We start from the raw sequence: 12,289 nt of genomic DNA, 5'->3' as shown, positions 1-12,289 counted from the left end.
TAAAGCACTCGCCAGCACTTTCCCTCTTTGTGTTGTGTGTCTCACTCTGCTTGAACATATTAATTTGAAACTTATAAGGTTATACACCATTCTTTATTTTAGGACGTCACTATAGGGCAAGTATTGGCCAATGAAAGGGATTATTTTCACCGAGTTCATGGAGTTAGTAGAAGAGAAATTCGGTCTTGATGTGTTAGACCAAGTTCTCGATCTTTCTAACGATGAAGGTGTTTACACCGCTGTTGGTAGTTACGATCACAAAGACTTAGTTAAGTTGATCGTGAATCTCAGTAAAGTATCTGGTGTTCCGCCCGAGCAACTACAAGAGGTGTTTGGAGAGTGCGTCTTTTTGAATTTACTTCGCTCCATTCCTAGTCACGCCAGTTTACAACAGTGTGAAACGACGTTTCAATTTGTTCGCCATGTTGAAGACTTTATTCATGTCGAAGTTAAGAAGCTTTATCCTGATGCTAACCCTCCGCAATTTGATTTCATTAGTGAAAACCAATCCCAATTGGTATTTGACTACCACAGCGCAAGATGTATGTCTCACGTATGCTTAGGATTGATAAAAGGCTGTGCTGCACATTTTGGTGAGGTAGTTCATATCAAACATCAAAACCAGTCAGAAGATGGCAGCAAAGTACGTTTTTGGTTAGAGGCTCAATAAGAACGATATGACGGGAAGTTCCTCATTAGAAAGGAAACTCAAACGAGAAGTTGCATCAAGAAAAGCAGCTGAGCAGCTGTTGGAACAGAAAAGCTTAGAGTTATATGAATCCAACCAGCAACTCAGTGTTGCATTGAAAAAGCTAGAGCTGAAATCTAAAAAGGATCTTCGTAAGTTTGAGTTTGAAGAGCAAATTGATGCCACGTTGATTAAGTTCGGTCGTACTTTTTTATCGAGCACGTTCGATGAAGCAATGATAGCGAGCTTTATTGAGCAGCTCACTTCTAACTCGATCATTTCTGCGGCTTACTTGTTTCTTGACGCTGCAAAGCTGAGCTCATTACGTCGTCATCACTTTGGTCACTTACAGCTTCGTCATAACAACGAGATTTTAACCTCTCCTAATTGGCAGGGAGAGAATTTGCATTTGCCAGTTATCATTGATGGGGAAACGGTTGGGGAGTTGATTTTCTCTGTGTTGCAAGATCAAATCGATCAGTCTTTTATTTCCAAACAGATGGAGCTCGTGTCTGACTTAGTTCATGGTGTTATTGGTCGACACTTAAGTTTAGAGCGAGAGGTCGAGCTGAGAAAGCGGGCTGAGGAATCAGAAAAAGCGACGAAGGAGTTTGTCGCCATGATTAACCATGAGCTGCGAACTCCTCTCAATGGCGTATTGGGTAGTGCGGAGTTATTGAGTCGAACCCAATTAGAAGAAGAGCAGCGTCAATACTTGAGCAATTTGACTCAATCAGGGGACTTATTGAGAGTTATCATTAATGATCTTCTTGATTTCAGTAAGATGAATGCCGGTATGATGGAAATCATACATAAAGTTTTTGCCTGGGAGGAGCTTGAAAAAGCCATCATGGGTGTATTTGCAGCTAAGGCTGCTGAAAAACGCATCCATTTCTCTATCGACAAAAAGCTGGGGATTCCAGAATTTTTAGTCGGTGACTTAGAGCGCATTACACAAATTTTGGTTAACTTGGTGGGAAACGCGATTAAGTTTACTCACTTGGGTGGCGTCGTGTTACGGGTGGAATGGCTTAACGGCACGGCTTATTTTGAGGTTGAAGACACTGGTATTGGCATCCCAATAAAAGCACAGCCGTCACTATTTGATCCATTTGTCCAAGTTGATCGCTCGGCGAAACGCAGCTTTGAAGGTTCAGGTTTAGGTCTCGCGATTTGTAAAAACCTTGTGGATTTGATGCAAGGTCAAATTAGCTTTGAAAGTGAAGAGCGCAAAGGGACAACTTTTAAAGTTGCTATTCCTCTTGAGGAAGGGCAAGCACAAGGCACAGCAGAGGGGGAATTGGTCACCATAGAGCGAAGCGATTTAGCAGGACGCTCAATATTAGTGGTTGATGACATCAGAATGAATCAAGTCATTGTTACTCAAATGCTGAAAAAACTCGACATCACACCTGATTTAAAAGCCAACGGCAAAGAAGCATTAGAAGCGGTGAAAAGTAAAGACTACGAACTGATATTCATGGACTGCCGAATGCCAGAAATGGATGGCTATGAGGCGACGATGTATCTGAGAGAGCGTGGCTTTACTCATCCTATTATTGCATTAACCGCTGGCACTACCATCGAAGAGCGTCAAAAGTGTATTGATTCAGGCATGGACGACATCCTCACTAAGCCGTACACCGCAACCGATATTGAACAGATTATGTGTAAGTGGCTTGAGCAGTAGACGCTGCCTTTTAAAAAAGAATTTTTGTTGGCCAACGGCTAAAAGCTAAAGTACATGCAAATAAAGCACACAAAAAACGCACCACGCTGGATAATGTCGATCATTTAACGATGTTTTTTGGGTTATTCTAGCGAGCCTTGGCGATACTGAGAATCTAGTAGCAGCACGATGAGCGGGTAATGAAACAAATTTGACCACAAAGTGCTTGAATAGAAGAACCTGTATCACGCTCTTTCGTCGCTGTGCAGGGTGATGAGATACAGAAATATGCCACTCGCTGTTAAACGAGCGGCATTATCCGTTCTGGAGGCATTTTAGATTGTTTTCGTCAATAGCATTAAAGCGACGTTGTCCGCGGTTGAAATCTACGATTGCAGCGCTGGTAAAATCTTTGAAAGCTTGTCCAACGTTTCTTGATACTCAGAGGCGCAATCGCTATCTGCCACGACGCCGCCGCCAGCCCAAGCGTAAAGTTTGTTTTGTTCCGCTACAAGAGTTCGGATAGTAATGCTGGTGTCCATACGACCATGGCGTGAAATGTAGCCAATACTGCCGCAATACGCGCTGCGTCGATGCGGCTCCAGTTCTTCAATGATCTGCATTGCGCGAACTTTAGGTGCGCCCGTAATTGAACCGCCTGGAAAACACGCTCGCAGCAAATCCGCAGGAGCGTATTGTTCATCCAAATTTGCACGAATGGTGCTCACCAAATGATGCACGGCAGGGAAGCTTTCAATATCGAACAACTTTGGCACGTGGACGCTACCCGGTGATGCAACTCGACCAATATCATTACGCAGCAAATCGACAATCATCAGGTTTTCTGCCTGATCTTTTTCCGCTGTCTGCAAGTCATGGGCATTAGCGTTATCTTTCGTTGGATCTTCGCTGCGTGGGCGAGTACCTTTGATTGGTTTTGTTTCAATGACGCGATCTTTGAGCTCTAAAAAGCGCTCTGGAGAGATACTCAAAATCGAAGACTCAGGCATACGGATAAACGCTGAGAATGGCGCTTGGTTGGCGGACTCCAATTTCAGATACGCTTGCCACTCGCTGCCTTGATACGGTGCGTTAAAGCGCTGCGCCAAATTGATCTGATAACAGTCACCGCTCAACAAGTATTCTTGCACCTTGTCAAAGCGAGTAGCGTAGCTCTCTTTCGTCATGTTTGACTGCCAAGCACCAGACAAAGCGAAGTCAACGGTTTGTTCTGCTTTTTGCTCGTTTAACCACTGCCAAGCTTGCTCGATATTCTGACCAACTAGGCATGCTTTTTTAAGCTTGTGGTCAACAACAACGGCCCATTCATACAGACCTACCGCCATATCCGGCGTGTTGAGATCTTTTTCTGCCACTTCTGGCATCGTTTCTACGCGGCGACCTAAATCGTAACTGAAGTAACCGAGCGCACCACCAACAAAAGGCAAATCCAATTCTTTATTTAACTCTACGTGAGGAAGCCACTGTTCTTGCAATTGATGAAGCAGCGTGAATGGGTCATCTTGAGTTGAATAGGCATTCGATGGCGTTTCAACTTGTGTGTTGTCGGCAGTGGTTTCTAACGTTGCAATCGGGTTGGCGACCAACACATCGAAGCGGCTATCGATATGCGTTTTTGATGCAGAACGCAGCAACATCGCCCAAGGTAGGTGTTGAATGCGAGAAAAAAGGTGAAGAGCAAACTCTGGTGCGTATTCCAACGCTTTAAAATCAATGAATTGATTGTCCATGTTGTTCATTTGTGTAATTTGTGACAAAGAGATCGTTCACTGCATGGCATGTCATGGGCAGCAAGAGTATCATATTCCTCTGTGTAGCCAAACTCCCTCTATTCATAGGGTTTTGAGATGGTTTACAAGTAGGCAACTTCAGCATTTCGTGTGTCGATATCAGCCGTTCGACAATTGTTTATAAAAAACGAAGCTCAAAAGAGCAATAAGCTTAACAAACACGATTGAAGCCAAGCCAATAATGGAAGCATAACTATAACGAGGCATGTAATGACGGTAATACGCAAGCAGGATGTGATCAGCAGTGTCGCTGATGCGCTACAGTATATTTCTTACTACCACCCGCTAGACTTTGTTCAAGCTCTTGAAAAAGCCTATCACCGCGAAGAGAGTCAAGCCGCGAAAGACGCGATTGCTCAGATCCTAATTAACTCCCGAATGTCCGCAGAAGGTCACCGTCCAATTTGTCAGGATACTGGTATTGTGACGTGTTTCGTCAACATCGGTATGGGCGTGCAATGGGATTCGACCGACATGACGGTTCAGCAGATGGTAGATGAAGGTGTTCGACAAGCGTACACGAACCCTGATAACCCGTTGCGTGCGTCAGTACTTATGGACCCTGCTGGTAAACGTATTAATACCAAAGACAACACGCCTGCCGTCGTACATATCAACATGGTTCCGGGCGATAAAGTTGAAATTCAGATCGCTGCGAAGGGCGGCGGTAGCGAAAACAAAACTAAGATGGTGATGCTAAACCCATCTGACGATATTGCTGAGTGGGTAGAAAAAACGCTACCAACAATGGGGGCGGGCTGGTGTCCTCCTGGCATGCTTGGCATTGGTATCGGCGGTACGGCTGAAAAAGCAGCGGTATTGGCAAAAGAATCTCTAATGGAACACATCGATATTCAAGAGCTTATTGACCGTGGCCCACAAAACGCAGAAGAAGAGCTTCGTTTGGATATCTTCAATCGCGTGAACAAACTTGGTATCGGTGCGCAAGGTCTTGGCGGTTTGACGACTGTTGTCGACGTTAAAATCAAAACTGCGCCAACGCACGCGGCTTCTAAGCCTGTTTGTTTGATCCCGAACTGTGCGGCGACTCGTCACGTACACTTCACGCTTGATGGTAGCGGCCCAGCAGAGCTAATACCACCTAAACTAGAAGATTGGCCAGACATTACTTGGGAAGCGGGCGAAAATACGCGTCGCGTAAACTTAGACACAATTACTAAAGAAGAAGTACAAGAGTGGAAGACAGGCGAAACGGTTCTTCTATCAGGTAAAATTCTGACTGGTCGTGATGCTGCGCATAAACGTATTCAAGGCATGCTAGATAATGGCGAAGGTCTACCTGAAGGCGTAGATCTAAACGGTAAGTTTATTTACTACGTAGGCCCTGTCGATGCAGTTGGTGATGAAGTCGTTGGTCCTGCTGGCCCAACAACATCAACGCGTATGGATAAATTCACCGATATGATGCTAGAAAAAACAGGCATCATGGGCATGATCGGTAAAGCTGAGCGTGGCCCTGCAACGGTTGAATCTATCAAGAATCACAAAGCGGTTTACCTAATGGCTGTCGGTGGCGCTGCGTACTTGGTGGCGAAAGCGATCAAGAAAGCTCGCGTTGTCGCATTTGAAGATTTAGGTATGGAAGCGATTTACGAATTTGAAGTTGAAGATATGCCAGTAACAGTGGCTGTCGACTCAAATGGTGTTAACGCGCACCAAATCGGTCCAGACACTTGGAAAGTGAAAATTCAAGAGATGGAAGCATAAGGCAAAGGGCAATCTTGCTGCGTCTCAGTAGAGAGAATGTGACAAGGTGCTGATTTACCTAGCAAACAATTGACAAAAGTGCAGCGAAACCTGCACTTTTTGTCTATATAATTAAGGATATAAACCTTTAGGCATAGCAATCAAACGTTATGCGAACAATAATTAGGAGACGGCATGCCTCGTTTTATTCAGATTCTACAAATTATTCTTGCTGTAGTGATAGGTGGCTTTGTTGGCTATGACTTGATTCTTCACGGTATCAGCATCTTTGATGAAAAGTACGTAACCATCACATGTGTGTTGTGGTTGATTTTGGAAATCGCTCTATTTGTTATCTATAAGTTGATCGAAGACGACTAGGCTTAAAGAAAGCGGGTTCCTGTTTAACATAGTAATCAGCGCATATAGAGTTACTAATGCTGTAGATTAAGTAAGCCTCTGAACCACTCAGGGGCTTTTCTTTTTTTAATACAGCATCAAGCCGGATGTTTTGTTCATCTTTTATTAAGGTATATAAAGTTAAACTCATAGAATTCGGGATAGAACAGTATTCATAGATCGAAATTCGAAGTCGCTGACAACGTTGTTTTAAAGTGGAGTAAGATAAAGAAGCGTAATGAAGAGAATAAAGAAAGAAGTTAATGACTTTATCAACAGAGGTATGGACTCTAATGTTCGAATTGCTGTCACCGGACTTTCTCGTGCCGGTAAGACGGCATTCATCACGTCATTAGTGAATCAGCTTCTTCATACTGCAACCCATGACAATTTGCCTCTTTTGACTGCGGCTAGAGATAAGCGCCTTATTGGGGCGAAGCGTGAGCCTCAATCGAATATGATGGTGCCACGCTTTGCTTACGATGAGGCGATGAGCCAAATTCATGCCACTCCACCTCAGTGGCCAGTACCGACACGTGATGTGAGTGAGATTCGCTTAGCGCTCAAGTACAAACCAAATAAAACTACGAAAAAGCTGTTGAGTAAAACCGCAATTTTAAATGTTGATATTATCGACTATCCAGGAGAGTGGTTGCTCGACCTGCCTTTATTGGACATGGACTTTGCAACGTGGTCGCAAACTCAGTTTGATGCACTTAAAGGCCAGCGTGGCGATTTAGCCAAAGCTTGGCTTTCTGAACTGGAGAAAGTGGATCTCTTTGCAGAAGTGAATGAGAAACTACTTGAGAAAGTTGCACACACATACACCGAGTACCTTCATGCTTGTAAAGACGTTGGCCTTCATTGGGTTCAGCCTGGCCGCTTTGTATTACCTGGTGAACTAGCAGGTGCGCCGGTACTACAGTTTTTCCCGTGTCGCGTTGATTCGGAAAGCAAAGCGTCCAAGGGCAGTAACTTAGCGATGCTAGAAGCCCGTTTTCAGGAATACCAACAGAAAGTAGTGAAAGCGTTTTATAAGCATCATTTTGCGACCTTCGATCGCCAGATTGTACTGGTGGATTGTTTGCAGCCTCTCAATGCTGGTGATGAAGCGTTTTACGACATGCGCCAAGCGCTAGAACAGATCATGCATAGCTTCCGTTATGGTCGTAGTAGCTTTTTGCGTCGTTTGTTCTCACCAAAAATCGACAAAGTGTTGTTTGCTGCTACAAAAGCGGATCATATCACGCCCGATCAGCACCCAAATTTGGTGTCTCTGCTCCAACAAATGGTGCATCCAGCATGGCAAACGGCAGCCTACGAGAATATTGAGATGAGCTGCATGAGTATCGCTTCCATCCAAGCAACCACGACGGGGTTTATTTCCTCTGGAGATAAGACCATCCCGGCGTTACAAGGAACAACATTGGGTGGTGAGCCGATGACTATGTTTCCCGGAGAGGTGCCGAAAAAGCTACCAAATGCAGCTTATTGGCAAAACAACGGGTTTGATTTTACGTCGTTTCGTCCGATGCCCTCACCGAATGATGAGCCAGTGAAGCACATACGCTTAGACAAAGCACTGGATTACCTGATTGGAGATAAATTGAAATGAGTGAGTTGAAGCAAAAACAAGTTTTCTCTGAAAAGGTAATGGAAAAAGAGCAGCAATCGAATCAACCGGAGTTGACGGCGCAGCAAACATTCGGCGAAAAAGAAACATTTGTACCTGTTGAAGTTAAAGAAGCGCACCAGGAGACCGAACAGGAATTGCAACTCGAGCATGTCATTCGTCCAAAATCGGGCAGAAAATGGCTCGCGACTGGCGCATTTGCAACTTTTGCTGGTTTGGTTGGCTGGCAAGCGGTGGACTCGGTTATAACCGCAATTCAGGCTTCTGATTGGCTGGCCTTAAGCTGGACGGGGTTTATTGCTGCGATCGCTTCGCTTGGTTTAGGAGCTATGGGTAAAGAGCTTTGGAAACTGCGAAAACTACGAAATCATTTTAGTGTTCAAGAAGAAGCAGAAGCACTTGTTAATAGTGAGAGCGTTGGGAAAGGGAAAGCCTTTTGCGAAACCGTAGCAGAACAAAGTGGTGTGATGGCAGAGAATCCGGGCTTTGATCGTTGGCAGAACAGTATTAACCCTGCTCATAGTGACGCTGAAATTCTTGATATGTATGACTCGATGGTGGTGAGCCAACAAGACAAGTTGGCAACGAAAATCGTATCACAGCACGCAACCGAGTGTGCGGCCCTAGTCGCCGTGAGCCCTCTGGCTGCCGCTGATATGTTGCTGGTGGCGTGGCGAAATTTCAAAATGATCGACAACCTCTCCAAAGTATATGGGGTAGAGCTAGGTTATGCCTCTCGCATCAAGTTACTAAGAGCGGTATTTGTCAATATGGCGGCGGCTGGAGCCAGTGAGCTCGCTATTGATGCCAGTATGGATTTGATGTCGATGGATCTTGCTGGCAAAGTTTCTGCTCGTGCAGGGCAGGGACTAGGTGTTGGTATTCTAACGGCACGTTTGGGCTTGAAAGCGATGACCTTATTGCGTCCACTACCCTGGTATCCTGACCGTCAGGTTAAGTTGGGCACCATACGCAAGGCAGTGGCGGCGAAAGTTGCATCAATTACGATGAAACCGTAACGAATATCAACTTTGATGGATAGGATTGCTTGACGCCATTCCAAGCATGATAGAAACTACTGTCAACTTTTCCTGACAGTTGTGAATTGGGATATTTTAAGTGCGTCTTGAAGTCTTATGTGAAGATCGACTCGGCTTGACCCGAGAACTGCTCGATATTTTAGCGTCTAAAAGCATCGACTTGCGTGGTATCGAAATCGATATTAGCGGTATTATCTATTTGAATTGCCCAGATATTGATTTTGATACGTTTAGTGAGCTGATGGCTGAAATCCGCCGTATTCCGGGGGTGAAAGACGTACGTAAAATCCAGTTTATGCCGATGGAGCGCCACAATACGGAGCTGCTCTCGTTAGTTGATAACTTGCCCGATCCGGTTTTTGCCATTGATCTTAAAGGTGCCGTAGACATGGCAAACATGTCTGCACTTTCATTGCTTGGCCTTCACAAGCAAGAAGTGATTGGTACTCAAATCGGTGCTTTGTTACCAAGTGTTCGTTTCTCTCGTTGGTCTGAAGGTGTTAATGGTCGAACGCGGGAAAACCTTGTGATTGATGGCTTGGACTATGTTCTAGAGTTGATGCCCGTTTATATCCGAGACGAAGCGCAAAACTCGACTCTAGCGAGTACTCTAATGACGATTCGCTCTAGTCAGCAAGTTGCCAGAATTGAAGAAGCACTACCGCTGCATAATCCTCTGGGTTTTGAGCACTTTGTTGGTATATCGAACCGTCATAAAGCACTAATGAACCAAGCTAAAAAGCTGTCTGTGCTTGACCAACCATTGTTGATTGAGGGCGAAACGGGGACTGGTAAAGAAATGCTTGCTAAAGCTTGCCACAGCCGTTCTAGCCGCGCGAGCAAGCCATTCCTAGTTTTGAGTTGTGCTTCGATGCCTGACGATGTAGCAGAAACCGAACTTTTTGGTCATGCGCCGGGTTCATTCAATCATGAACAAGGCCACAAAGGCATCTTTGAGCAAGCAAATGGCGGCACGGTATTTCTTGATGAAATCGGTGAAATGAGTTCGCACCTTCAAATCAAGCTGTTACGTTTTCTACAGGATGGGAATTTCCGTCGTGTCGGTGCAGAAGATGAGATGCATGTCGATGTTCGTATCATCGCTTCAACAAAACATAACCTTGCCGAGCTTTCTGAAGCAGGAATGTTCCGTGAAGATTTGTATTATCGTCTCAACGTACTTACGCTCAGCATTCCTCCGTTACGTAAGCGCTCAAACGACGTTGCACCATTGCTTGAGTTGTTTGTGGCGAAACATGCTCAACAGCTTGGGATTGATAAGCCAGAGTTTGATGATGGTCTAGTTGATGCCCTTGCAAATTATCAGTGGCCAGGAAACATGCGCCAGCTGGATAACATGGTTCTTCGAGCGCTCACGGAAATGGATGGTGATATACTAAACGCGGATCACTTCAATTTACCTCAGCCTCAGTCAGTCGGCGCTGGTAGTGCAACGCTTAACATCGACGGTTCTTTGGATGAGATCATGCGTGATTATGAATCTCAAGTTCTGGAACGTTTGTATCAGTCATTCCCATCAAGCCGCAAGCTTGCTAAGCGCTTGAATGTATCGCATACCTCAATCGCTAATAAACTGCGTGATTACGGTATACGTAAGAATTAATCGAATTGAACGAAAAGACGGAATTAATCATTTGTAATGGAAGATAACAGCTCATCTATCGCCGTTCATAAGTTGGACGGTGACTTGCTTCTTCGTACCGCTGAAATCGGTGACGCAGATATGATTGCCGAATATTTTCAAGCGAACCGAGAATACCTGAAACCGTTTGAACCGAAACGTGAAGAGGCTTTTTTCTCAGTGAACGGTTGGTTGCAAAAGCTTATCAAGCTCAATGAGCTGCATCGAATGGGATTGGGGTATTATTGCCTTTTAGTCAGAGCCTCTTCGGGTGAAATGCTAGGTACGATATCCTTTAGTAGTTTGAGTCGTTTCCCTTTTTATTCTTGTAACGTCGGATATTCTCTCGCTGAAAAAGCGCAAGGGCATGGTTATATGCGTCGTGGATTAACCATGGCTTGCGACTACATGTTTAATGTCCAGAAACTGCATCGTATTCAAGCTGGCTACATGCCTCACAATAAACGTAGTGAATCTGTGTTAGAGCATGTAGGGTTCAACCGAGAAGGGTATGCAAAAGATTACCTTTTGATTAATGGTGAGTGGCAAGACCACGTCCTAACGTCGCTTATTAATCCGAATTGGCAGCCAGAAGGACGATAGTATGGAACGATTGGAAAAGCAGTTAGCACTTGTAATCGAGCTCGATAAACTCAAAAGCATTTTGCGCCGAACTCGAGTTAAAAGTGCTGAAGGGCGCCTCGAAAATAGTGGTGAGCATAGTTGGCATGTCGCACTGATGGCAATATTGATGGAAGAGCATGCGAATGCACCTGTTGATATTTGCCGAGTGATGAAAATGTTATTGATACATGACGTAGTAGAGATCGACGCGGGCGATACCTTTGTTTATGATACTGCTGCGTCTCAAGAGCAAGCAGAAAAAGAAATCAGAGCCGCAGAGCGCTTGTTTGGTATGTTACCCAGCGATCAGGAGCAAGAGCTATTGGCGCTTTGGCATGAATTTGAAGCCGCGCAGACCGATGATGCTAAGTATGCAAAAGCACTCGATCGGTTAATTCCAATGCTCTTGAACTACCATAATAATGGTCAGAGTTGGAAGGAACATGGTGTCTCACGCGAACAAGCACTTACCATTAATAAACGAATTGAATTTGGCTCTGTTACCTTATGGGACAAAGCGAAAGAGTTGATTGAAGAAGCCACAGAGAAAGGTTGGCTGAAATCGTAATAAAGGAGACTGAATGTCTTATTTGCCTTTGGACGAATACCAAAGAAAATGGATTTTTACGCATCAGTCGATGCCTGTGCCAGAAGAAGATTTGGCTTTTATTAAGCCGATGAGCCAAGCCCGCTCAGCACAATTTTGGAAAGAAAATATCAGTGCTCAAAGCCCTGATATGGATAGACTTAGTTCCCAAGACTGGCCAATGAATGAGGCGAATTGGTCTGAAACTGTGGATTGGATGGCTGCGTGGGAGTCGGATGATCCTGACATGCCAGCGGAAGCTGAGGCACATATCGATTGGCAAGACGATGTAACCGTTTACTTTTGCTACGAGAAGTACAATGTCATCGAAACGAAATGGTCTATTTTTAAAAAGCACTGGAAGAACTTTCTCTTTTATGACGATGGTCCGATACTAATAGGACGTCGCCGTTCGCAAGCACTTTGGTTTGATTCAAAAGGCAATGTGAAACTCGGTGTTCGTCAATAAAGAGTTATAAAACAAAGCCAC

The 12,289-nt window shown here is 44.8% G+C and carries 11 protein-coding genes; 10 read left to right on the top strand and 1 reads right to left on the bottom strand.

Annotated features, from left to right (window positions below):
• The first annotated feature begins 130 nt into the window (after positions 1–130).
• Together R7E51_RS17130 and R7E51_RS17125 are read left to right on the top strand one after the other, a co-directional pair.
• Positions 131–670, top strand: coding sequence for a heme NO-binding domain-containing protein (locus R7E51_RS17130; protein ID WP_005388282.1), 540 nt, complete (start codon positions 131–133; stop codon positions 668–670).
• Between the two features lie 7 nt (positions 671–677).
• Positions 678–2,378 carry an ATP-binding protein gene (locus R7E51_RS17125; protein WP_206957878.1) on the top strand — a complete coding sequence of 567 codons (1,701 nt, stop codon included), beginning with the start codon at positions 678–680 and terminating at the stop codon, positions 2,376–2,378.
• 365 nt (positions 2,379–2,743) lie between these two features.
• On the opposite strand, the gene pabB is transcribed toward R7E51_RS17125, so the two are convergent.
• Positions 2,744–4,108 carry an aminodeoxychorismate synthase component 1 gene (pabB, locus tag R7E51_RS17120; protein ID WP_054577019.1) on the bottom strand — a complete coding sequence of 455 codons (1,365 nt, stop codon included), beginning with the start codon at positions 4,106–4,108 and terminating at the stop codon, positions 2,744–2,746.
• A gap of 270 nt (positions 4,109–4,378) precedes the next feature.
• Here pabB and R7E51_RS17115 point away from each other — a divergent pair, with 270 nt between their 5' ends.
• The 8 genes from R7E51_RS17115 to R7E51_RS17080 all read left to right on the top strand — a co-directional run bounded on the left by R7E51_RS17115 (position 4,379) and on the right by R7E51_RS17080 (position 12,268).
• Positions 4,379–5,896 (top strand): fumarate hydratase, encoded by a 1,518-nt coding sequence (locus R7E51_RS17115; protein WP_017636098.1) that lies wholly within the window; start codon positions 4,379–4,381, stop codon positions 5,894–5,896.
• A gap of 174 nt (positions 5,897–6,070) precedes the next feature.
• On the top strand, positions 6,071–6,256 hold the full coding sequence (locus tag R7E51_RS17110) for a hypothetical protein (protein WP_005376906.1): 186 nt from the start codon (positions 6,071–6,073) through the stop codon (positions 6,254–6,256).
• 256 nt (positions 6,257–6,512) lie between these two features.
• Positions 6,513–7,889, top strand: coding sequence for a YcjX family protein (locus tag R7E51_RS17105; protein ID WP_064368575.1), 1,377 nt, complete (start codon positions 6,513–6,515; stop codon positions 7,887–7,889).
• Positions 7,886–8,926 (top strand): YcjF family protein, encoded by a 1,041-nt coding sequence (locus R7E51_RS17100; protein ID WP_005388274.1) that lies wholly within the window; start codon positions 7,886–7,888, stop codon positions 8,924–8,926. Before R7E51_RS17105 ends, R7E51_RS17100 begins: the two co-directional genes overlap by 4 nt.
• Positions 8,927–9,026: 100 nt before the next feature.
• Entirely contained in the window at positions 9,027–10,571 is a 1,545-nt protein-coding gene (tyrR, locus tag R7E51_RS17095; protein WP_017820442.1) for a transcriptional regulator TyrR, read from the top strand.
• A 36-nt stretch (positions 10,572–10,607) separates the two neighbouring features.
• Positions 10,608–11,192, top strand: coding sequence for a ribosomal protein S5-alanine N-acetyltransferase (gene rimJ, locus R7E51_RS17090; RefSeq protein WP_005388271.1), 585 nt, complete (start codon positions 10,608–10,610; stop codon positions 11,190–11,192).
• A 1-nt stretch (position 11,193) separates the two neighbouring features.
• Positions 11,194–11,781: an HD domain-containing protein gene (locus R7E51_RS17085; protein ID WP_005376917.1), complete on the top strand. Its 588-nt coding sequence runs from the start codon at positions 11,194–11,196 to the stop codon at positions 11,779–11,781.
• Positions 11,782–11,794: 13 nt separating this feature from the next.
• Complete coding sequence (locus tag R7E51_RS17080) at positions 11,795–12,268, top strand: DUF2947 domain-containing protein (RefSeq protein ID WP_017636094.1); 474 nt, start codon at positions 11,795–11,797, stop codon at positions 12,266–12,268.
• Positions 12,269–12,289: the final 21 nt, after the last annotated feature.

Origin of the sequence: Vibrio sp. Vb1166, assembly GCF_033338695.1 — a bacterium.
Taxonomy (GTDB): domain Bacteria; phylum Pseudomonadota; class Gammaproteobacteria; order Enterobacterales; family Vibrionaceae; genus Vibrio; species Vibrio alginolyticus.
The sequence above is the reverse complement of the archived record's forward strand: the minus strand, read 5'-3'. Positions and strand labels throughout refer to the sequence as shown.